Source organism: Maribacter sp. PR66 (assembly GCF_028464205.1).
GTDB lineage: Bacteria > Bacteroidota > Bacteroidia > Flavobacteriales > Flavobacteriaceae > Maribacter > Maribacter flavus.
This window is the reverse complement of the sequence record NZ_JAQPCH010000009.1, coordinates 114,761-139,272: the sequence shown is the minus strand read 5'-3', so window position 1 is coordinate 139,272 and position 24,512 is coordinate 114,761. Positions and strand designations below refer to the sequence as shown.

Sequence of the window (24,512 nt, the reverse complement as noted above, 5' to 3'; positions counted from 1 at the left end):
TCAATAAAATAAAACTATTATGAAAAAAACACTTTTTCTTACTGTGATGCTTTTGACCGGTCTGACCGCGATGGCACAAAGCGGTTCTGGATTTGGAATTAAGGGAGGTTTAAACTACGCAGGAAATGGAAACTATTTTGATTCTACAGCGGATGCTTTTGAAAATCCGGATAAAAACCTGGGCTACCATTTGGGTATCTTCGGGAAATTGGGAGGAAAAATATATGTAAGACCAGAATTGGTTTATACTAGTATAAAGTCCGGATATGATGACGGAGATTTTAAAATGAAAAAATTGGATGCACCCGTCCTCTTAGGTGTTAATGTCATTGGTCCACTAAATTTATTTGCCGGACCAGCATTCCAATATATTTTGGACACCGACTTTGATGGCGTCACTTTAGGCGATGTGGAAAACGATTTTTCCGTAGGTCTAAATATAGGTGCGGGGGTCAACTTGGGTAAGTTGGGAATCGATTTGAGATATGAGCGTGGTTTTAGCGAAAACGAAGTGAATTTCATTAATACGAATGGTGGTATCTCCATAAATGATCGTATCGACACCAGACCGGACCAGCTTATTTTGAGCTTATCCCTAAAGATCTAGCGGGAATATTTCCCATAAAAAAGGCTTCCAGGGTACTGCAAGCCTTTTTTTATTCTTGCAAATAAGTTGCATCATTTAAGAATCCCTATCCAAGTGGTCCGGAGTACCATCCCCATCGCTATCCTTAAAGCCCACAAAATTCCCTTCATCATCTAATATAATTTCTTCTCTGGTAGGTATTCCATCTCCATCATCATCCGTATCATTGTGATTGGCCAATGGATCACCATCCGTATTATCGTTGTTAAGATTACCATCTCCATCTATATCCTCCAAAATAGAGGGGATACCGTCCCCGTCAAAATCGGTATCTTCTTCGAATGTAAAAATGTCCACTTTGAAAATCAATGGTGCGTAAGCTGGTATTGATGAACCAGAACCACGATTAAAATAGGCCAACCCCGATGGGATAAAAATAGCTCCGATACCATAATCCGAATATGATACCGTGCCATCTCCATTCACAATCAAATCTGTTCCGGATTTAAAATATTCTACACCGTTACCAAATCCTTGTACCACCCCAGATAGATTGAATGTAATTGGCTGATTACTGGAAGCATCAAACAAGGTACCATCCAAGAGAGATCCTTCGTACCTCAATACTACGTTATCACCAATAGTAGGGGTATTTTCTGAAGTTCCTTGTCTTGCAATAAGATAATAAAAAGTATGTTCAGCAACTTCTTCATCACTTACACCAAAACCTGCAGATGCCACAGTAATCTTTTCCATGCCGAACTCTATACCGGGAAGAGAGCCACTATTCAAAATAGAGGTTTTGTCTTCATTCTCCCCTGCAATTGTGTCAAATTGTATCTTAAAATCAAAGCCTTCAAGTGGATCTTGAAAATCCTCGTAGTTAAAAAAGTGGGTACTCAAGAATTCACGTAGCTCCGCATCGTCCTCGGCGGCAACTTCTATGATTGAACGTGGAGGCACTATCGTCCCCGGTGAATCATCGTCTTTTTTACAAGACCAAATAATTAAAAAAACAAGCAAAAATACCCCTATGTTATTCAATCTCATCAACAATAATTTAAGTGCGCAAGATACAATTTTCCCCTATTTTTGTGGAAAACCTTAACAAAGAATTTAGTTTGCCATGCGTATTGATAAATACCTTTGGAGTACCCGATATTTTAAAACCAGGAATATTGCTACCAATGCCTGTAAAAAAGGTCATGTTAAAATCAACGACCAAACGGTGAAACCGGGAAGGGAAGTTTTTCCAATGGATAAAATTGTCGTTCGCAAAAACCAAATCGATTACCAACTTACGGTTTTGGATATCCCGGAAAGCAGGGTGGGCGCTAAATTGGTGGATATCTACCGAAAGGACACCACCCCTAAAGAAGCCTTTGAACACCAAGATCTTTTACAGTATTCCAAGGACTATTATCGTAAAAAGGGAACGGGAAGACCTACTAAAAAAGACCGTAGGGAAATCGATGATTATTTGGACACCAATGAAGAAATTGATGAGTGAAAAATTTAAAATGAAAAGCGAAAAGTGACCTTGAACAAATAGTGCGGAATGCAAAGTTCAGAGTGAAGAGTGAAGAATTAAGAGTGAAAAGTGAATAGCTGTCAGCTTCTGGATTATAGCTTTTAGCTCAAAATTCAAATTCCAATATGATTTGCGTCTAGCGTTTTGCGAATAGCTCTTAGCGGAAAATGAAAAATGAAAAGTGAATAGCTGTCAACTTCTGGATTATAGCTTTTAGCTCAAAATTCAAATTCCAATATGAATTGCGTGTAGCGTTTTGCGAATAGCGCTTGGCGAAAAATGAAAAGTTAAGTGTGAAAAATGAAAAGTGTTTTTCTGCTAATTGCTAATTGCCGACAATCAAAAACGAACAACCAACAACGAACAACCAATAACAAACAACCAAATTAACCCCTATATTTATCTCTTAGAATTGAATGGCCATGCAGCAACAAATATTGACCCATCAACAGATCCAGCATAAAATAGAACGAATCGCCTATCAAATTTATGAGGCCAACGTTTCCGAAAAGGAAATTGTTGTGGCAGGAATACAGGGTGGCGGACTCCTTTTCGCCAAGAAAATCATGTCCGTGTTAAAGAAAATAACGGAAGCGGAAATTATCCTCTGCACAGTTCATATGGATAAAAAAGACCCTTTAACAAGCGGTGTATCCACCTCTTTAGCCGAGGAAGCATATGCAAACAAATCGGTTGTACTGGTGGACGATGTTTTAAATTCGGGGACTACCTTGATCTACGGAGTACACCATTTTCTAAAAACGCCGCTCAAACAATTGAAGACTGCTGTTTTGGTCAATAGAAACCATAAAAAATATCCGGTCAAGGCAGATTACAAAGGTATATCCCTTTCCACATCGCTACAGGAGCACGTAAACGTGCTCTTCGAACCTAAAAAAAATAGGGTTTATTTAGACTAGTAACTTCCGTATTTGGAGTACCACGTCTTCAACCGATTTATATTGGTTGCCGATTTTATGATGCGCTTGATTATAAAAAAAACTACGCTCGAACAGGTGTTTTGCAATGAATTCCTGAAATTCTTCAGGAGCAATATCGGCTATTAGGGGTCTCTCATCCCTTTCCTTCATAAGTCGGTCACATAAAACATTTAAATCGGTTTTAATGTAAATCGAGTTTGGTGTTGCCTCGTTTATCAACCCTATATTGTCACCAAAACACGGTGTTCCCCCTCCAACGGATAGTACAACATTCTCTTTGCGATTCAAAACCTCCTTCAGATATTCAGTTTCCTTTTTTCTGAAATAGACTTCCCCCTTGTTTTTAAAAATCTCATTGATCGACGACTTTTCCGCGGCTTCAATATAATCGTCCAGGTCTAAAAATTTAACATTCAACTGTTTGGATAAGGCTTTGCCAATGGTGGTCTTTCCACTCCCCATGTAACCGATCAATATGATTTTCACTAGTGCTATTTTTTGTAAAAATCCGTCAAATTAAGCCGATTTCAAAAAAAAATAAATTTATGCACATTTGGACTTGGTAAATAAATAATAGGCCTTATATTTGCACCCGCAAAAGGGAAATCTTTGCAGTTACATTTTGACCTGGTAGCTCAGTTGGTAGAGCATTTCACTTTTAATGAAAGGGTCCTGGGTTCGAATCCCAGCCAGGTCACTGAAACGGATAACATCCGAGACCAAAACCTTGCTAATCTAATGATTATCAAGGTTTTTTTGTTTTTTGCGCTTCATACAATGTGTTATTATATGGTTTTAAAAGTTCACAAATCGTCAACATAATCGTCAACACTGTTGTATATTGACATCTGGAAACAAAAAATACCAGCATTGTTGATTTGACTTTCGTCTCAATTATTGTTTAACGATTAAGACGAAAACTATGCGATCTTCTACAACATTTTCAGTACTCTTTTGGGTCTAAAGCCAAAGAGCAGACAAAAACAATTTATCGAACATTTATGTCCGAATTACCGTAAACGGAAAAAAGACCAATCTGAGCATCAACTAAAAAGTCGATATCTCAACTTGGGATTCAAAACGGCAGCGAGTAAAAGGTAACAGTACACAAGCCCGAACCATCAACTTACATCTAGATGAAGTGAAGTCGGAAATCCTTCAATGTTTTCGAGACATGAAATCAGAATCCAAAATCGCCACCCAACAACTTGTGAAGGCCAGATATTTAGGAGAGGACAAGAAAGACCACTCATTAAAGGACATATTCAATTACCATAATGAAAAAATGGGTGTAAAATTGGCCCCTAAGACTTTGTACCATTATAAAGCCAGTCAAAAATACATTTTGATTAGGTATCAAATGAGTATCAAAAAGATGATATATTTCTTCAAGATTTGGACTATAAATTTATTTTGGGACTAGAAAGCTTCTTGCGTTCCTATTGACCTGTTCATTACCAAGGTAATATTGGCAACAATGCTGTAATGAAACATATTCAGCGCCTTAGGAGAATTATTACGCTAGCATTTCATATGGAATGGATAGAACGGGACCCCTTCTTTAAATTTAAACCTAAATTGGAAAAAAGAGAACGGGAATATCTCACATTGGACGAACTCCAAAGCATCATCGAACTTACCACCTCCATGGAAAGGTAATCTACATTATAGGACTTGCTTATTCTTAATTGCTATGCGGATATATCCTATGGGGAAATTATGGACTTAACGAAAATTGTATTGTGCCTGGAGTTGATGGTGGTCAATGTAAAAAGGCAAATAGAAATAAAACAGGTAGCCCTTTAAATTCAAATTATTACCAATGCTGAACAAATCATTAAAATACGAAAATCATCCTCGAACAAAATTTAACTGTAAATTGTTGCCCAAGATAACGAACCAGAAAATGAACAGTTACCTAACGGATATTGCCGATCTCTGCGGCTTTAAAAAAAACTGACATTTCACATGGCAAGGCATACTTTCACTACAACGGTCACCTTATCCAACGGTGTTCCCATAGAAACGGTTTCAAAACTCCTTGGCCATACCAAAATGGCAACTACCCAAATATATGCTAGGGTAATGAATAAGAAAAATAGCGAAGATATGGTGGTACTTAAGCAAAAGCTGGATAAATAATTGGAAGCTTTCCAAAAATTTCAACAGCAAAGCATTCAGAGTGATTACTCTTATATTATTGTTCAAAAACAGACCTGTATATGAACTTCGTTCTTGTTAAAAAAGTTGCTATAATTTTTTAAAAATATTAATTATAATATTTACGAAGAGCTCTAATTAATAAGTTTCCGTAATGATTCTAATATTTTGTGAAAAGTGATGACAATACTGAAAGTCGTCCCACATATAGTTAAAATTACACAAGGAACCTTTATTTTTGAAGAACGGGTAACTTTTGGTCCTTTCGATTTACTCTTTGAGCTAAATTGAAAAAATTCGATGCCATTTGTCACTTTTAAACAGTTCGGTTTTAAAGGCAGCTAACATTTTCAAAGCCTTGAAACTAAGGGGACAATTTAGACCTCACTCTTATGTTCTAAATCAACTATTTTTAAACACTACCTCATCCATGTTGGCTTTGTATTGGACTTATGATCCCCACCAATAATGTCTCTGTAAAGTTCAGGTCTTCTTGCATTTTTGTACCTCCAACCTCCCGATTGCTGAATTTTTTCTTTTGTAATTTTTGAAATTGTAATTTCGTCTTTAAAGGACCTTATTTCTGATAATATTTCTCCATATGGGTCTATTATCATCGAATTTCCATTTTTTAGTTGTTCCCCATCATAGCCGATTGGATTTGTAAAGGCATAATAAACTCCATTGTCGTATGCCCTTGCAGGTAGCCATCGCATTAACCAACGTCTACCTTTTGGTCCATCAAATTCGATTCGTAATGAAACAGGGTCATTTTCACGATTCTGCCAATATTTATCCGCTACATAATCTCTATGTGGCATTGCAGACGGTGTACATCCTGTAACATGGGGTGCAAAAATCAATTCTGCTCCCAAAAGACTTGTTGCCCGAACATTTTCAATAACGTTGTTGTCATAGCAAATTAAAATTCCACATTTCCAACCGAGTAATTCGAATACACAATATTCGTCACCCGCAGAGAGGTATTGGCTTATAAAAGGGTGTATTTTCCGGTATTTGGCAACTAATCCGTCTCCGGTTACGCAGATATAAGAATTAAATAATTTTCCATCTGATTTTTCCACGAGACCTGCTAAAATTGGAATTTCCAATTCCTTGGAAATTCGGATTAATTTCTGAACACTTTTTCCGTGAGGCACTTCCTCTGCCAACTCAGTAATCTGTTCAAAATTTAAGTCCTTTGTGAATGTGTAGCCAGTAATCGACATTTCGTGAAAACTGATTAAGTCCGCTCCGTTAGATTTGGCTCTTTCCGAAAGCTCTCGAATTATCGACAGGTTATATACTTTGTCACCGTCTTTAGGTTGAAATTGAGCCACTGAAACGTTCATAGTTAAAAGTATTTTCTATTTTAAATTTATTCCTTTATATAAAATTTTACTACTGTAAGTTGTTTATGATTTCCAATCACTTCACTGTTTACCTTCATAAAAGCCTTATTTTATACACAAAATTTCATCTAAAATAGTTAAATAAAGAATTCTCCAAATTTAGCGAAGCAATGAATGCGTCCCTTTAATTCGAAGAATTTTATTATAAAATATACTTCTTTGGTAAGCTAACTTATTAAAAAAGGTAGCCTTCAACTATTTCATAAATCAAACATCCGGTACATAGTACTTCTTCGTAAAAAGGTAAAATTCGAGTTTGCGGAAATACTAGCACTTATCATTTCCTTTAGGTTTTCTACAATTGATCAAAAAAATACTAGATCATATCCTATTAAATATTAAGCTATATCAAAAATGGAGAGCGCGCATCTTGATTTTCATTTAGTACGAATAAAGAATTTAACGATTTCATTTCGTTCCTTTTCCATCCATAATCAGTAAAGGCCTAGTCTTTAAAAAAATAGAGTAACTATTCAAACCCAGCTGGAATTACCGGATTAGGTCAAACTTCCAGGAATGGATATTGTTTTTTGGAATAATTTCAAGAATTAACAATGTCATAAAGTGTTGAATTATAAAAATAAGCTCTTCATCGACTAATTGAGACTGTGAATAAAAATTAGTTTTGCAAAAAAACGAGGACGATTTAAAAAGAGAAAGAATTCGTGTTAAACCAACTTAAAATAAAAAAAATAACTTATATTTAATTTCGAAAAAAACAAAGTAACTTACTAATTATATAAAATGAGATATTTATTCTTTCTTTTCATTATGTTTTCCTTTGTTTCCTGTAAACAGAAGATGACCAATAAGGAAATTACAAGTGGTGTAGATGTTACTACTAAAAGCGATGAGCTTGAAATAATCGATGTTCACTCCCATTTTCAAAAAGACCGTGATTATTTTATTGAATTCATGAAGAATCGTAAGATGAAAACGATTTTGGTGGATGTTGCAAAGCATAACGCTACAGACTCTACCAAAGTTGAACGCAGTTGGAACGAATATGTGGCCTTAGCGGAGAAACACCCGGATCTTTTTTGGCTATGTTCCTCTTTAATGGGCTTGGGAATCGATGAGCCAGATTTCGCCCAAAGAGAAATAAATCGCCTCAAAAGGGAAATTGCCCAAGGTGCGCGAATGGTCAAGGTCTGGAAAAATTTTGGAATGGTCACAAAGGACAATTCGGGCAAGTATATTCAAATAGATGATCCCAGGCTTCAGCCTATTTGGGATTTTCTGAAAGAACAGAAAATACCAGTAATGGCACATATTGCAGAGCCCATACAAGCATGGAGACCCCTAAACCCCGATAGCCCCCATTATGGATATTATAGCGATCATCCAGAGTATCATGCCTATAATTTCCCAAAGATTCCTTCGTATGAGACCATTATAACCGCAAGGGACAATTGGATTTCGAAAAATCCAGATTTACAAATCCTGTGTGCCCATATAGGAAGTATGTCCCATGATGTCGATATGGTTGCGGAACGGTTAGAAAACTATCCGAACATTAAGGTAGAATTAGCTGCTAGATTTGGGGATCTTGCCACGCAAGATTCTAAAAAAGTAAGGGCATTTATGGAAAAATACCAAGATCGAATCCTCTTTGGTACCGACTTTGGAAACAATTCAGATCAGCTAGACTTAAATGCCGAGGAACTAAAGAAGGAAAAAGAGGACTTAGCAGCGGATTATGATTTGTTGCATACCTTTTTAAGCACTTCGGATTCGGTATCAATAAGAGGGCAGTTCAATGTCGGTCTTTCCTTACCGAAAGAAGTGCTCGATAAAATATATGTGGTCAATGCAAAGAAATTGTTAGAACTCAAGTAAGGCCACTATCCCTAGGCCTTACAAAAAATATAAATGAAGCATTGCACCCCTAGCACCACAAACCTTCCTAAAACATCCAAATTTCGAATATTACATTTCGGTGTCGTTTCAGGAATTTCAGGTAACTTGAAGAATTGATTTATAAAATTGTATTTTTTATCCATGCATGTAATTGACCGATTTCCCCTGTTTTTATTCATATTGATGGGATTGACTTCAGCATTTTCACAAAATGAAAGCTTAAAGGATTTCACCCAGAATATTGAAGGTTCCAAATTGAACATTGAAATGATTGCGATACCACGGGGAAGTTTTAATATGGGGAGTCCCACTTCAGAGGATCACCGCAATTTGGATGAAGGGCCGGTCCATGAAGTAACACTGAACTCATTTTGGATTTCGAAATATGAAATTACATGGGAGGTGTACAATCTTTTTGTTAATCGAGCCATTGATGATTCAGAGAACCCTGTCACTAACAGAGACATTGATATCGATATTGATGCAATTTCCGGGGCGACCATTCCCTATGTAGATATGAGTTTAGGCATGGGAACCAGTGAAGGCTTGCCCGTTGGCAATGTTACCCAATATGCAGCAACGCAGTTCTGTAAATGGCTATCGGCGAAGACCGGACATTTTTATAGATTGCCCACAGAAGCCGAATGGGAATACTGCGCCCGGGCCGGCACATCAACCGCGTATCATTTTGGTGATGACCCTAAAATATTGGATGATTTTGCATGGTTCTATGCAAACAGCGAAGACACGTATCACCAAGTTGGACAGAAAAGCCCAAATCCATGGGGGCTTTTCGACATGTATGGCAACGTTGCGGAATGGACCTTGGACCAATATATACCCGATGCTTATAAAGAGAGGAAAAGCAGCACAGTATCACCATTTGAAATAGCCAAAAAAACCTACCCAATCTCGGTACGAGGAGGCTCATATAATGATGATGCAGAATATCTAAGAAGTGCGGCAAGACTTGGATCCAATGAAAACTGGAAAATGAGGGACCCTCAATTTCCTAAAAGCAAATGGTGGAATACGGACGCCCCTTTTGTAGGCTTCCGTATTGTTCGTGATCCTAAAGTACCTAATGAAAATGAAATAAATCACTATTGGGGTCAATAGCCCATTAATTAAATAATTGATTCATGAGAAGTTCAAAGAACAAAACCGATGTAAACACGAATACCTCCAGAAGGGGATTTTGTAAAAACACAGCGCTGGTGAGCGCAGGCATGCTCCTACCCGGATTGGAAATGAGTGCTATGGTAAACGTTTTAAATGATAAGAAATTAAAACTTGCCGTTGTCGGTTGTGGGGGACGAGGTACCGGTGCTGCCAACCAAGCCTTAAAGGCCGACGAAAATATAGAATTGGTGGCTATGGCCGACGCATTTGAAGACCAGTTAGAGAATAGCCTGATGAACCTTCAGAAAGAATTTGAAGGAACCAAAAAAGTGAATGTTAAGAATGCCCATAAATTTGTGGGTCTCGATGCCTATAAAAAGGCCATTGACATGGCTGACGTGGTCATTTTGGCAACGACACCTGGTTTCAGGCCCTACCACTTTGAATATGCCGTAAATGCGGGAAAACATGTATTCATGGAAAAACCGGTAGCCGTAGATGCACCTGGAATTCGTAAGGTATTGGAAATGGCCAAGGTTGCCAAAGAAAAAAAATTGAACGTCGTGGTAGGACTGCAGCGACATTACCAGAACAACTATTTGGCCATTGCCGACAAAATAAAGGAAGGAAGCGTGGGCAAGATAGTTTCTGGCCAGGTCTATTGGAATAGTGCCGGGGTTTGGGTAAGACCACGTCAAGAAGGACAAACTGAATTGGAATACCAAATGCGAAATTGGTATTATTTCAACTGGCTCTGCGGAGACCATATTTTGGAGCAACATATACATAATATTGACGTGGCCAACTGGTTTATTGGTGAGTATCCAATATCCGCACAAGGAATGGGGGGCAGACTGGTACGAACAGGTAAGGACCATGGCGAAATTTTTGACCACCATTTTGTGGAGTTTACCTATCCAAGTGGGGCGGTCATCGCCAGTCAATGTCGACACCAGCCCGGTACTTGGTCCAAGGTAGGCGAGAATTTTCAGGGTACAAAGGGCAATATCGAAATGAACGATGCCGGTGCTGCAAGTATAACCGGTTTAGACGGGGCAAAGCTGTTCGACTATCGTAACCGAAATGACCCAAACCCATATCAAGTAGAGCATGATCGTCTTTTCGCTTCTATTCGAAACAATGAGGTTATAAATGATGCAGAAAACGGTGCAAAAAGTACGATGACAGCAATCATGGGACGTATGGCAACGTACTCCGGAAAGGTAATTTCTTGGGACGATGCACTGGCATCGGACAAGTTACTAATGCCTAGTGAGATTACATGGGATTCAACCCCACCGAGCATACCTGGACCGGATGGGTATTACCCGATTCCCACTCCAGGAGTAACAGAAGTTTTGATGTAGAAAAATATTAATATTGAGTCCGACATTTATAGCATTAAGACGCTACAGATTAATAACCTATCAATAGTTTTAAAATGCTTTAAAGTTGATTAATAGTATTATTTTTATTCAGACTCCCTAGTAAAGACAGAAAATAACCAATAAACCGAAAAAAAACCTATGAAAGTACTTCATAGGTTTTTTTGCTTAAATGTGTGACAAAACCAGTAGGCAGCAAAGGGTTCTAATAGCTTACCGACCTACAAACCAAATGTCCCAAGGTTCTCTTATTAAGATAGCCTTTCTACCAATTAAAAACGTAAATATACTTGGTCCACCAAACTTTTAAAAACTACAAGGTCAAATCTTAAAATAAATCTTGTGTTTATTTAAAAAGTAGGTTATGTACCAGAAAATGAAAAGTACAAAAAGGGCATTTAAGACAAGTATTAAGTCTTCAGGGAAATTGAGTGTACCAAAAATACCTTGGGTAAAAATTTGCCCGAAACCTCTAAACCATTGTATACCCACTGTTTCGGAAAACAAGTAAATGAAAATAGAATTGGTACCTACAACGGAAAAAACCTGTAACCACTTTTTATGATTCTTGCGTACATCTATAAACCAATAGAACAAGGTCAAGGCCAAAAGGGTATATCCACCTGAAACTAGGGTAAAGGAAGTGGTAGCGATTCTTTTTACAATAGGGGTGATACCAGTTAAATCCAACAAGTAGCCACCTAATAATAAAACCAAACCACCAATCAAAAACATTTTTATTTTTTCCTTTTCCATAATTCTTGATAGCAATACCTGTCCACAAACTACACCCCAGATGGTATGAGCTGCGGTAGGTATGAAATTAATGGTGACCCAACCGCCCTTATTGATTTTACCCATAAAAACCATATCCATAAAGGATCCAAAACTCTCCCCATTATTATACGGGTTCTGGAAGTCATACATTCTATACAACAATTCTGTAAGAACAAGTAGCCCTATAGATATTAAAAGCTGATATTTATGGGATAGGTTCATGATTGCATAGGCAATCAATATCGTAAAGGCGAGTTGAACCAATACGTTCCATAATTCCCAGACCAAGGCATGACTGTAGACGCAATGAAGTAAAACACCGAATAAAAACAAAAGAAAACATCTTTTGAGTATGTGTTTGGTTACGTCGCCCTTTGAACCGGTTGCAAGTCTTTTCCGCAAAGAAAATGGCATGGCCACTCCCACAATAAACATAAAAAACGGTTGAATCAAATCCCAAAAACGAAGCCCGTGCCAGGGATGGTGGTGTAATTGCAATGCCGCGGGCTCCAGGAAGGTATCCTTGGCAAAATCATAAAAATTGTGATGAAAACCGGCTGCTTCAGCAATGAGCAAGAACATGGTGAAGCCCCTAAAGACATCTAATGAGAATAGACGATTGGATAATTTTTGATTTGATACTTCCATGTTTGATTATTTATTGGTTGGTTATCTTTTTAACTATTGGAAAGCATTGTTGAAAATGCTAAAGATGTGATATTCCATATGCTATTCTGTATTGAGCTCATGGGCTATTCGGAATAATTTAGAGGCATCTTGATATGAGTTCCTTAATAGGTTTTTATTACAATGAAAAGTCCTGGAAATTCTTTACTGTAATGAATCCTTATCATAAACAATTCTAATATTACCCCGGTTATCCTTTAATCTGATGGTCTGAATATTTTCATTTAAAAGGATACTTCTGCTATTTTGTGACAAGTAGCCCTCACCGTAATAAAACTCACGTTTGTAGCTTGTTCCATCTATTAGAAAAATTTCGGCACTGACTCCATCGGTAGGAACTTTAATAGAACGATCCGGGCCTTTATAGTTATTATTTAGTTCAAATATTTTTAAAGCTGCGTCATTATTGGCTACGAGTATGTACGTACCTCCATCAGCAGATGTTAATTTTGATAATGCACTGGCATCCCAATCATTCAAAAAACCACTTTTCCCTATAGGTATGGACGAGAATTGACCATTACCACCTCCTTTAAGAACTATACCCTTTATAGCATCATACCTCCCAATAGAAACTTCCGTTGTATATGAATTACCTGTTAATAGTGCATCCAAGTTCCCATCACCATCAAAATCTTCAACAAGAACACCTTCAATTGGACCCATCTGACTGATTTTAGGTAGCGCACCAATTGAAAATTCCCCGTTTCCTAAATTTTCCAAAAATGAACTTTCAAAAAGTTGGCTACGTAATATGTAACTACCTTCTATCTCTTCAGGCAGGAAGGCCTTTTGGAAGGTAACATCCGAATAGGATTCATACGATTGAAAGCGGGCTCTCATGGCACTGATTTGACCAATTATCTCATCTCGAGTGTGTACTATATATTCATCTCCTTCCGTATAATAGCTCATTACGGGATCGATTTTCCCATTTTTATCAAAATCCTTGGCATAAATAGAAACAGGTGTGTCTTTTGAGACATTATAACGATTATTTAGACCGAGATTACCCACTAGATAATCGATATCACCATCATTGTCAAAATCGCCACCTGCCAAGCTGTTCCACCATCCACTTGTATTCAATAAACCGGCCGCTTCTGGGGCTGTATAGACTAATTTCCCTAGATTGTTATGAAATAGGGTGATGGGCATAAACTCACCAACTACCATAAGATCTTTCCAGCCATCATTGTCATAATCCGTCCATAAGGCCGATGTAACCATTGTAAGTTTATCCCAATTATCTATGGAAGCACTAATATCCTTAAATCCTATTTTTCCTGTTATCGGGTCCAAGATATTTTCGAGAAGATAACTTTTTACGGGCGTTGGATAGGAACCTGGGTTAACCCTTCCTCCTATAAATAGATCTAGATCGCCATCCTGATCATAATCCGAAGCTGTAACCACCGAACCACTGGAGTTTACCTCGGGGAAATCCATTAAACGCGTAAAATTGCCCGTGCCATCATTAACGTATAATCGATCTTGGTAAAGTGTACTGTCAAACTCCAATGAAACACCTCCACTTACCACATACAAATCCAAGTCTTGATCCCCATCCGCATCAAAGAAAAGAGCACCCATATCCTCAAAATTAGGCTCAGGGACAAAAGCACCTTCGCTAAATTGCCCCATTGGACTTTGTAAGAATAACCTACCTGAAAATCCTGCCGCACCTCCAATATAGAAATCATCCATGCCGTCATTGTTGACATCGCCTACAGCGATTCCAGGGCCATTTCGAGAGTGCATATGGGGTAATATAGATTGTATCTTAAAATCTACCATGGGGTCTTCCTGATGGATATAGGATATCTTCAAGGAATCGGTAACATTCGTGAACAAGGGTTCATTAATACGACCAACCATTGAAGACCCCATACTCTTTGCCAATGACTGGTTTAAAGTCAACAACTGATTGGCCTTTATATTGGTAAGTATCTGTACCCTTTCGTCTGGCCAGGTAATTTTGAGAGAATCAATGGAGGTGAATTTTCCAAGACCAAAATGTACAGTGCGGTCAACGGCAGATTCGTATCCTCTACTAAGATATTGTTCATAGTATTGGGTGATGCTATCGGTGGTAATTTGAATAGTGGCGCCCAAACCATCCAGATTGCCTTTCTGACCCTTAAGCTGTATACGCAAATAATTTCCACTGCCGGTTTCATTATTCGTATTCTCAAATAAAAAGGCCGGCTGATTGACATTGTTCACAATTAAATCCAGATCTCCGTCATTATCCAAATCGGCATAAGCGGCTCCATTAGAGCAGCTGGGCGTATCAATGCCCCAAGCTTGCGTTACATTTTCAAAAGTAACATCACCCCTATTTCTATAGGCATAATTATTTAATTTGGCGGCTGGCAAATTGCGTATGGATTCAAGTTTTTTTCGAAGCTTGGTATTGTAATCACCCAATGGATTGTCATAGATATTTTGATAATTGATATAATCCAAGTTTCCAAGATCCCTTAGAAACCCATTAGTTACATAAAGGTCCTTGAATCCATCGTTGTCATAATCCGCAAAAAGTGGGCTCCAACTCCAATCTGTACTACTGACCCCCGACATGAAACCGATTTCACTGAACTCACCCAGTCCCCTATTGAGTTGCAAGGTATTGCGACTATACTGTGGATCATACCCGGCATTAAGCATCAATTGGAACCTATCATATCCAGTGGATGATATAATCAATTTTTGCCTTTTATTGTCTTCAGGCCTCATATCCAACACCATGATATCGGTCTTCCCATCATTGTTAATATCGGCCATATCATTGCCCATACCCGCATAGGAGGTGTGGTTAATGTATTCGCTGAGTTTATTTTTAAAAGTCCCGTCTTTCTGATTAATATATAGAATATCACTACCAATAAAGTCATTGGATATGTAAATGTCCGGCCAACTATCATTATTGATATCCGAAATCGCAATTCCAAGGCCATAACCTTCCGTAAGGATTCCGGCATCTATGGTCACATCTTTGAAGGTGCCATTTCCCTCGTTACGGTACAGCCGATCATTACTGATTGACTCCCCGTTCAACTTTCTTGGCTGACTTACGTTAACGCTATGTTCGTAGGCCGCAGGATTGACCAATAGATACATGTCCAGATCTTGGTCCTTATCGTAATCAAAGAATGCAGCGTGCATGGATTGTCTGGTATCCGCAAGTCCATATTCCGCTGCCTTTTCCTCAAAAGTTAAATCCCCTTTATTGATATACAACAAATTTGCCCGTTCCGATTCTTTAGCCCCTCCCGATACACATACGTAGATATCCAACCATCCATCTTGATTGATGTCAACCATGGTAACCCCGGTACCCCAACTGGAATTCAAAATTCCTGCGGTATCGCTGATATCCTCAAACTTTAGCCCTCCTTTGTTCAAAAAGAGCCGCCCGGATACCATATTGCCGCTAAAATAAATATCAGGTAGTCCATCATTGTTAATATCGCCTACCGCTACCCCGGCTCCAGTATATATGTTCATGAATTGAAACACATTGACGCTGTCATTCTCAACGATGGTATTTTCAAATTCCAAACCGGTATCTTTTGGGGATAAAAGTCTAAACAGTGTAGGTTCCCTGGGAGCACAGGAAAAAACAATGGAAAAAATTCCTATTAGTAGAACAAGCGATGCATAACTCCTTTTCATTGAACTGGTCCTATTTCTTGTTCGTTACCCTGATTATCAATTATAATTACCGAAGTTGCGGTCCTTGGGATTGAAAAAGCCCTGCTGGGCTGCGACAAATATCCAGTGGAACGCTGGAATTCGAATCTTTGAACCGAACCATCCGGATATTTTATTTTGGCGGCAACCTCATTGTTTTTGGGGTGATAGATATTAGTTGACAGGCCCTCAAATTCCAAAACAGTAACAGGACCGTTATTGATCCCTGCGACTATAAGCTCCTTGTCGCCGTTTCGGAGATTTATCAATGACTTGGCATCTCCTTTTACTAAAAAACCACTTTCTTTAGATTCAATTGGCATAAAATTTCCCGTACCATCTCCCGATAAAAACCATCCAATGGAAGCATCATATTGTCCAGAAAATACCTCGCCACTATAAAAATTACCAACAGCGAGTACATCCAAATGCCCATCATTGTTGTAGTCTCCCACTAGGGTACCATACATGGGAGCAGTTTGCGCCATTTTGGGTAATGGGAATAACCTAAATGAACCATTCCCCAAATTCTCTAGATAACTATTAGCAAATGTTTCACTCTTTACAATATAAGCGCCCTCCAGTTCCTCTTCCAGAAAAGATTCCCTGAAAGTTGCTTCGGCATAATTAGAGTAGGTCCTAAACCTCGCTCTCATTGCACTAATTTGCTTGATTAGGTCGTTCCTTGTGTGGGAAACATATTGTTCTCCCTTAATATAATGGCTCATGATTGGGTCTATCTGTCCATTTTTATCAAAATCCTTGGCATAAATACGAAGCGGTTCCTTTGGATTTACCACGTAGCGATTATTCAGTCCGAAGTTTCCAAGAATATAGTCCATATCGCCATCCGCATCAAAATCCCCAGAACTTATACTGTTCCACCAACCATGACTATTTTTAAGACTCGCAACGTAATGTATTTCGTTTAAAACCCCTTTAGTATTCTCAAAGATACGTATGGGCATAAATTCCCCCACGACAATCAGATCAGGCCAATTGTCGTTATTAAAATCGGTCCAAAGTGCGGCCGTTACCATTCCCAAATTTGCCAGTTGGGTGTTACGTACATCTTCCACAAATGCTATTTTCCCATTTTTGCTATTGTTTTTGAGAAGCATACTTCTTGGAACAAGGGGATATTCCCCTGGAATGATTCTCCCCCCAACAAAAAGATCCATCAACCCGTCCCGATCATAATCTATAGAGGATACCACAGCCCCACTTGTTGTAAATTTGGGTAATAAATCCTTTCTTATAAAAGTACCTTTTCCGTCATTTTCATAGAAACGATCTTGATAAAGTTCATTGTCCTTGGCAAAACTGGTGCCTCCACTGACCACATATAAATCCTGATCTCCATCGTTATCTGCATCAAAGAACAAGGCACCCATATCCTCGAATTCGGGGTCCTGAAAATCCATTTTGGCAAATTTCCTATCTTCCTGTTGTATCATTAAGGCACCAGATTGTCCTGCAGCACCGCCCACATATAAATCTTCCAATCCGTCTCCATTAATATCCGCTACGGCAAGTCCTGGACCGTTTCTGGAATGCATGTGGGGTAATAAAGCCTGAACCTTATAGTCCACGAAATTATCTTCTTGATGGTTAAATTGAATCAGTGTAGTGTCTTTAGAATGGAACACAAGAGAAGCCTTGCGATTCGTTCCCAACTTACTTGGATTCCATTCTGATGCGTTATTGTAATCCAGCACATAATCTTGGTTGGTAACAATACCCTCTATTAATTGTTTCCTGCCATCGGGCCAGGTAACAAGTACGGTATCTATCTGGCTAACATCACCTAGCCCGAAATGAATTCCGGACTCCACAGAGGAAAGATAGCCCCTGTAGGGCGTATTATACCCAATTTGCTTTTTTTCATCGTACCTAATTTCAACTTGGGCTCCAAGGCCATCCTTATTTTTAGAGGTTCCACTGAAATTAAACTTAATATACTTTCTTGCTGGGTTTTGGTCACTCTGATTTTCATATAATCCTGCGGGATCATCAATATTGTTAATTACCAAATCTAAATCCCCGTCATTATCCAAGTCAGCATATGCCGAACCATTGGAATACGTGAGTTGGTTAAAACCAGCCTTTTCCGTTCTATTTTCAAATCCTAATTCACCGGTATTTCTATAAAAATAGTTTTTGAGCTTTACCTCCGGAAGCTTATTCAATTCCTCTATTCTTGCTTTTCTATTAGCTTCTTCCGTACCCATGGTAAGTATGGTGTTACCATAGTCCATAAAGTCTAAATTGGTAACATCTTGCCTATAACCATTGGTAATATAAAGGTCCCTGAAGCCATCCTGATCAAAATCCGCAATTAGTGGACTCCAGCTCCATTCTGTAGCAGATATACCCAACATTTGCCCTACTTCACTGAATGTTCCGTTTCCATTATTCAACTGCAATGTATTTCTAATATATTGGGGTTCGTATCCATAGGATAGTCCCATATAAAACTGATCAAACTTATTCCCCACCATGGTAAGTTTGAAGCGATTATTCTCCTCTGGCAACATATCGAGTACAACGACGTCCATGAGACCATCATTATTGATATCCGCTATATCATTGCCCATACCGTTAAAGGTTAAATGTTCAAAATATTGGCTTATTTCATTTTCAAAGGTTCCATCTCTTTGGTTGATATAAAGAATATCGGGAGTAAGAAAATCATTGGAGATATAAATATCGGGCCATCCATCCGAATTAAAATCGAATATTTCCACACCCAGACCAAATCCTTCAATTAAAATATTGGATTCTTTGGACACATCCGTGAAAGTATTATTTCCGTTATTCCTGAAAAGCTTGTCCATTGAAGGGGCCTTACCCGTTTTTTCCAATGGCCGAGCCGTGTTCCTGTTAAAATCCACCAATGCATTATTTAACAAATACATATCCAAATCACCATCCAAATCATAGTCAAAAAAAGCTGCTTGTACAGAATATGCATCATCGTTCAAACCCCACTCTTCAGCAGATTCCGTAAAAGTCAAACCATGGTCCTTAACCCCATTATTTATAAACAGTAAATTTGACTTCTCTTCTTCCGTGGCTCCACGAGGTCCTCCCCTGCTAACGTAGATATCTGGGTAGGAGTCTTGGTTTATATCTACTATAGCTACTCCATTTGACCAATTTTTTGTTCCCGTATTTGAGGACACTGTAATATCCTCAAATTTCCAATTGCCCAAATTTCTATATAAGATATTACTGGACATGTTGGCGGTAAAGTAAATATCCGGTAAGCCATCCAAATCAAAATCAGCAATCGCAACTCCCGCACCATTATACATGTACTCAAAATCCAGAACTGTCAACTCATCCGATAAAACCAGTTGATTTGAGAAATGAACACCTGTTTCTTGAGGTGTCCTCACCTTGAATAAAGTTGTGGTTTTATCACATCCTAAACATATGAGTAACAATAACAGGGATAAGCCATTTTTTTTTATCCTTCTATACAAATTTCTTGGGAGGCTGATCATAGATACAATTGGTTGTTCCTATACAAAACAATCCAATCTAAATAGTCTAGATTGGATTGCCAAATTAAAATAACTAACACAACTTATATTTAGAACATAAAATATAATTCTATTCAAGGATTAGTACCCTGGATTTTGTTGCAATAAACCGTTTGAACGCTCTATTTCAGTCAATGGGAAAGGAAACACGTTTAAACGATCATTCCAATCCGCTCCAAATATGTCAGATCCAATTCCCCATCTTGTAATATCAAACCATCTATGGGGTTCCATAGCCAATTCTACTCGCTTTTCCTGTATCATGGCCGTTAATGGATCGGATGTTCTATCTACCGGACCTAAACCTGCCCTATCCCTAATATCGTCTATCTGATCGAATGCGACACCAACATCGCCTCCTCCTCTAATCAATGCTTCCGCATAAAGTAGCTTAAGCTCAGCAAACCTGAACCAACGCTCGTTATTAAATTCAGACTGACCATTGGGAGAACGATTTCCAGGAACCGTGTTGTGCGCTCCTTGATATTTACTAGAAGTCAATCCTGTTGAGGACCATGTTGGGTCATAGGGTAACTCAATTTGGCCACCACCATCATAACTATAGTACATATCACCATCTTGATATAAAACAAAAGGCAGACGCAAATCACCTGGTTCGTAAGAATTTAATAGGTCTTGTGTTGGAGCAAACCATCCATTTTTACCACCTGGCACACCATTACCACCAGCATCCCAATAATAAGATCTTGCTATACCCTGGGATGCCTTAAAATCTTCTGAGTGCGTATCATCAAACACCCAGATATTATCATCGGAGAATGGACCGCCAAACTGGATTTCAAAGATGGACTCCGCATTATTTTCCGTATCAAAATTGAAATTGTCCTCATAATTGGGCATCAACATGTAAGGCCCATTATTAACCACGTTGCCCAGTGCGGTAATTGCTGCAGGCCAATCTTCTTTCCAAACATTTACCTTACCAATATAAGAAGTGGCCGCCCAAGAGGTTGCCCTACCTGTATTACCACTGTCCCAGACATCTGGTAAACCGGCCTCCGCTGCTGCGAAATCGGCTAAAATGGCCGTAAATAATTCATCTCTTGAGGCATTTGGCAAAGCCTGATCATTTATACCGGGTATAATTTCCATAGCCAGTGGTGGAGTGCCAAACAATTTCATTGCTTGGAAATGGAACCAAGCCCGTAGAAATCTTGCTTCAGCTGCCAATACGGTCTTATCTTCATCCGTAAGGTCATTTTCAGCATCCAAACGTTCCAATACTAGATTCGCTCGGTAAATACCCTCATAAATTTGCGTGTATACTGCAGCATATGGACGATCTGAAGCTCTAATTAGAAGCTGGTCCACATCCCTCGTTATTTGGTCCGCTGTGGCTTCATTAGCAGAAATATCATCCGTAATTGCCACACTTATTTTCCAAAACTCACCTCTTTCCGATAATGTTTCTGTACTCGTTCCCCAAAAATCCTGTATGGAAGAATAAGAAGCAAAGATAGCTCCATCAAAGTCGGCCCTAGATTTGTAAAAGGTATCAGTAGTCAACCTATCCAAGGGCTGCAAATCTAATTGGTCGCTACATGAGAACAGAATTCCCAGAGAGCAAACGGCCACTATAAATTGATTTATTTTTTTCATAATAGATATATTATAATAATTTTTTAATTAAAGTTAACGGTCCAACCCAATTGAATAATCCTAGGTAGCGGTGACTGTCCACCATCTTGACCGGTAGCCAAGGTGAAATCACCCTTTTGAAAACTTTGGGCACGGCCAACTTCTGGGTCATACCCTGAGTAATTGGTGAAAGTAGCCAAATTTTGAGCTCCAATATAAAAGCGCATATTGGTAATGAAGTTGTCTGTCCAACTTTTTAATTTATCCTGAGAAAGCGTGTAACCTATGGATATATTTTGAATACGCAGGTAACCTGCATCTTCTACCCATCTATCCGAAAAACGGTTATTACCATTTGGATCATTAACGGCCAACCTTGGATTAGAACTTGAATTTGTGCTTCCTTCACTTGTCCATCTATCCAGTATCTGGGTGCTAAAGTTCCCTGTGCTCGTCATTCCTTCCAAACCTACTCTCGCAGAATTGTAAATCTGCCTGTCACCCACTCCCCTTAAGTTCATGGAGAAGTCAAATCCTTTATATTCTGCATTGAAGACCATACCATAAAAGAAACCTGGAAAAGGACTTCCCAAAAATGTTCTGTCATTTGCATCGACCACACCATCATTGTTGACATCAACAAAACGAATATCACCTGGAGAAGGCGTTCCGTTAACATCTGGAACAGCGGCCGCTACTTCGGCAGCATTCTGATAGAGTCCATCGGTTTTGTAACCATAGAAATGCCCTAGACTTTGACCTACGACCGTTCTGTGGGTAGATGCGCCTCCAATACCACTAATTATATTGGGTATTGGTCCAAGGTCCGTCACCTCATTTTTAACGGTAGTAAGGTTTCCTCCAAAGCTATAATTGAAATCCCCAATGGAATTTGCGTAATTGAACGAAAGTTCTATACCAGAGTTTTTAATCTGTCCGATATTGGCATCCGCAGGTAGAAAAAATCCGGAAACAAAAGGCAGGGGAAACCCTAACAAAACATCGTCCGTAGTTTTGTTGTAGTAATCGAAGGTTGCCGTCAATTTTCTATCAAAGAAACTGGCATCCACACCTATATCAAATTGTGTACTAGTCTCCCACTTTAAATCCGCATTTGCAAAGGTTGTTGGTGCAGGGGCAACCACGGTTCCCTGATCATCACCTATAACATAACGGACATTATTGTCAATTGCAGCCAAGTATGCAAAATTCAGACCTGTAAACTGGTTTCCTGATTGCCCCCAACCACCTCTCAACTTAATCTCGTTTATTGCGGTATTTTTTGGGAAAAAATCCTCGTCTGTTATTCTCCAGCCCAATGAAACGGATGGGAATACCTGATCCCTATTGCCAGGAGCAAATCTTGAAGTTGCATCCCTACGAACGTTGGCGGTTGCCAAGTATTTCCCCTTGTAGTTGTAGGTCAAACGACCCAACCAACCCTGCAAGGTCCAAAGATCACCCTCATTGGCACCGGCAACCGTAGTACCCGTTGCTGCAAAATTTTCATTGAAAAGATTCCTACCTTGAAGCCGCTGTTTATCATATCTGAATTTGGTCTGCTCAAATCCGAATATTGCCCCAATATTGTGATCGCCATCACCAAAAGTCTTATCATATTGTAAGGTTGCCGCACTGGTCAATGTTAGCTCTATAGGTCTTTCGGACACCAATAGCGATGAGCCGGATGCTCCATTCAACAGGTCAATTCCGCTTGTAAAATAATCACCTACACCAACATTATAGTCTATACCCAGTGATGTCCTGGCCTTCAATCCTTCAATAATATTTAGTTCACCATAGAAGTTGGCAAGGACTTTTCTCGTTTGTATTGTAGTTTTCGTAAACCTATCATCGGTATTGAAAAGATAGTTTGTTGCAGAACCTTGGCCTACAGTTTCTTGATTTATAAGATTATAACCTAAGGGACCGTCACCAAATGGTTGATAATAGGGCGCATTTGTTGCGGAACGGAAGCCAGCAAAGATACCAGGTTCACTCTGAACTTGTCTATCCACTTGACTTATCAAAATAGATTCACCAAATTTTAATCGCTCACCCACCTGAATATCTGAATTTGCCTTGAAGGAATATCGTACAAAGCCCTGCGCCCGCTCAACTCCTTCTTGGTCCATATAACCACCAGATATGAAATAAGTCGCTTTTTCATTTCCTCCACTTATGGACACGTTATGATTTTGGACGAAACCGGTCCTGAAAATCAAATCTTGCCAATCCACAAAAGGCTGGCCACTGAATTGCGAAAGATCTCTTCCTAATTGACCTTGAATATCAATATATTGGTCTACATCCAATACGTCTATGGTCTCTCGGATACTAGCAAACGAGGCGTAACCGTCATAGGTCACCCTAGCATCACCCCTTTTACCTCTTTTTGTTGTAACGATAATAACCCCATTTGCTGCACGAGCACCATAGATGGCCGTAGATGCAGCGTCCTTCAATACGTCAATTGATTCAATATCATTGGGGTTCAAACCAGCAAGCGGATTGGAATCAGTTGTAGAAGAGGTATTGACCGTTATATTTGTTGTCTGCACGATAGGCACACCATCTATTACCCATAAGGGGTCATTAACACCAGGAGTACCCACCCCGCGAATGTTAATACTGATTGGCGCACCCGGATCACCACTTCGGTTCGTAATGTTCACACCAGAAATGGTTCCTGCAAGTGCCTGATCGGGACTAGTAATTGGCTTGGTAACAATGTCAGCAGCACCAATGGAACCCACTGAACCGGTCAAATCCGCCTTTCGCTGCGTACCATAACCCACTACAACAACCTCGGACAAGGCTTCAGCATCCTCTACCATGGTGACATCAATACTGCTTCGTCCGTTGATGGTTATTTCTTGTCTCTGATATCCCAGATAGGTAAACACTAAAGTACTTCCACCTTGGGGCACATCAATGGAATAATTACCATCAAAGTCTGTTTGCGCACCGGTCGTGGTCCCTTTCACCAATACAGTAGCCCCCGGAAGTGGTCCTTGGCTATCGGAAACATTACCCGTGATTGTTGTCTGCGCGTATGCCGATGCAGAACCTAAGACCATAAAAGCTAAAAACACCATAAAAAACAGAATATTTTTATGGCATCTACATTGTGGTTTTTTCATAATATGAAGCTGTTTTAGTTAATTGAATTAGTTGAGAGATTAAAGATTAAATTGCTTTTTGTTAC

Annotated in this window: 16 protein-coding genes and 1 tRNA gene; 9 read left to right on the top strand and 8 right to left on the bottom strand. The window is 39.1% G+C overall.

Features of this window, described 5'->3' with window-relative positions:
- Positions 1–19 precede the first annotated feature (19 nt).
- Positions 20–607 (top strand): outer membrane beta-barrel protein, encoded by a 588-nt coding sequence (locus PP181_RS15060; RefSeq protein ID WP_272637698.1) that lies wholly within the window; start codon positions 20–22, stop codon positions 605–607.
- Between the two features lie 75 nt (positions 608–682).
- Here PP181_RS15060 and PP181_RS15055 read toward each other — a convergent pair whose 3' ends face one another.
- A complete protein-coding gene (locus PP181_RS15055; protein WP_272637697.1) occupies positions 683–1,636 on the bottom strand; it encodes an FKBP-type peptidyl-prolyl cis-trans isomerase in 954 nt (317 codons plus the stop codon).
- Between the two features lie 76 nt (positions 1,637–1,712).
- Here PP181_RS15055 and PP181_RS15050 point away from each other — a divergent pair, with 76 nt between their 5' ends.
- Together PP181_RS15050 and PP181_RS15045 are read left to right on the top strand one after the other, a co-directional pair.
- A complete protein-coding gene (locus PP181_RS15050; protein ID WP_272637696.1) occupies positions 1,713–2,096 on the top strand; it encodes an RNA-binding S4 domain-containing protein in 384 nt (127 codons plus the stop codon).
- 443 nt (positions 2,097–2,539) lie between these two features.
- Positions 2,540–3,037, top strand: a complete 498-nt coding sequence (locus PP181_RS15045; RefSeq protein ID WP_272637695.1) for a phosphoribosyltransferase domain-containing protein — start codon at positions 2,540–2,542, stop codon at positions 3,035–3,037.
- Here the strand turns inward: PP181_RS15045 and PP181_RS15040 are convergent.
- Complete coding sequence (locus tag PP181_RS15040) at positions 3,029–3,544, bottom strand: shikimate kinase (protein WP_272637694.1); 516 nt, start codon at positions 3,542–3,544, stop codon at positions 3,029–3,031. The two genes, PP181_RS15045 and PP181_RS15040, sit on opposite strands and share 9 nt — an antisense overlap.
- Before the next feature lie 138 nt (positions 3,545–3,682).
- Here PP181_RS15040 and PP181_RS15035 point away from each other — a divergent pair.
- The 3 genes from PP181_RS15035 (at position 3,683) to PP181_RS15025 (ending at position 5,200) form a co-directional block, all read left to right on the top strand.
- Positions 3,683–3,755: transfer RNA gene (locus tag PP181_RS15035), tRNA-Lys, on the top strand.
- Positions 3,756–4,543: 788 nt separating this feature from the next.
- Positions 4,544–4,717, top strand: coding sequence for a hypothetical protein (locus PP181_RS15030; protein ID WP_272637693.1), 174 nt, complete (start codon positions 4,544–4,546; stop codon positions 4,715–4,717).
- A gap of 309 nt (positions 4,718–5,026) precedes the next feature.
- Complete coding sequence (locus PP181_RS15025; protein WP_138257688.1) at positions 5,027–5,200, top strand: tyrosine-type recombinase/integrase; 174 nt, start codon at positions 5,027–5,029, stop codon at positions 5,198–5,200.
- A gap of 437 nt (positions 5,201–5,637) precedes the next feature.
- On the opposite strand, the gene PP181_RS15020 is transcribed toward PP181_RS15025, so the two are convergent.
- A complete protein-coding gene (locus PP181_RS15020) occupies positions 5,638–6,570 on the bottom strand; it encodes a nitrilase family protein (RefSeq protein ID WP_272637692.1) in 933 nt (310 codons plus the stop codon).
- Between the two features lie 804 nt (positions 6,571–7,374).
- Here PP181_RS15020 and PP181_RS15015 point away from each other — a divergent pair.
- The 3 genes from PP181_RS15015 to PP181_RS15005 all read left to right on the top strand — a co-directional run bounded on the left by PP181_RS15015 (position 7,375) and on the right by PP181_RS15005 (position 10,979).
- The gene (locus PP181_RS15015; protein WP_272637691.1) at positions 7,375–8,469 is read left to right on the top strand and encodes an amidohydrolase family protein; all 1,095 of its coding nucleotides are present in this window, start codon (positions 7,375–7,377) and stop codon (positions 8,467–8,469) included.
- Between the two features lie 162 nt (positions 8,470–8,631).
- The gene (locus PP181_RS15010; protein WP_272637690.1) at positions 8,632–9,609 is read left to right on the top strand and encodes a formylglycine-generating enzyme family protein; all 978 of its coding nucleotides are present in this window, start codon (positions 8,632–8,634) and stop codon (positions 9,607–9,609) included.
- Positions 9,610–9,632: 23 nt separating this feature from the next.
- The gene (locus PP181_RS15005) at positions 9,633–10,979 is read left to right on the top strand and encodes a Gfo/Idh/MocA family protein (RefSeq protein WP_272637689.1); all 1,347 of its coding nucleotides are present in this window, start codon (positions 9,633–9,635) and stop codon (positions 10,977–10,979) included.
- Positions 10,980–11,318: 339 nt separating this feature from the next.
- Here PP181_RS15005 and PP181_RS15000 read toward each other — a convergent pair whose 3' ends face one another.
- The 5 genes from PP181_RS15000 to PP181_RS14980 form a co-directional block, all read right to left on the bottom strand.
- Positions 11,319–12,422: an acyltransferase family protein gene (locus PP181_RS15000; protein ID WP_272637688.1), complete on the bottom strand. Its 1,104-nt coding sequence runs from the start codon at positions 12,420–12,422 to the stop codon at positions 11,319–11,321.
- Positions 12,423–12,605: 183 nt separating this feature from the next.
- On the bottom strand, positions 12,606–16,139 hold the full coding sequence (locus PP181_RS14995) for a VCBS repeat-containing protein (protein WP_272637687.1): 3,534 nt from the start codon (positions 16,137–16,139) through the stop codon (positions 12,606–12,608).
- Entirely contained in the window at positions 16,136–19,558 is a 3,423-nt protein-coding gene (locus PP181_RS14990) for a VCBS repeat-containing protein (protein WP_272637686.1), read from the bottom strand. The genes PP181_RS14995 and PP181_RS14990 overlap by 4 nt, the downstream gene beginning before the upstream one ends.
- A gap of 228 nt (positions 19,559–19,786) precedes the next feature.
- Complete coding sequence (locus tag PP181_RS14985) at positions 19,787–21,325, bottom strand: RagB/SusD family nutrient uptake outer membrane protein (protein ID WP_138257680.1); 1,539 nt, start codon at positions 21,323–21,325, stop codon at positions 19,787–19,789.
- 23 nt (positions 21,326–21,348) lie between these two features.
- A complete protein-coding gene (locus PP181_RS14980) occupies positions 21,349–24,447 on the bottom strand; it encodes a SusC/RagA family TonB-linked outer membrane protein (protein ID WP_272637685.1) in 3,099 nt (1,032 codons plus the stop codon).
- Positions 24,448–24,512: the final 65 nt, after the last annotated feature.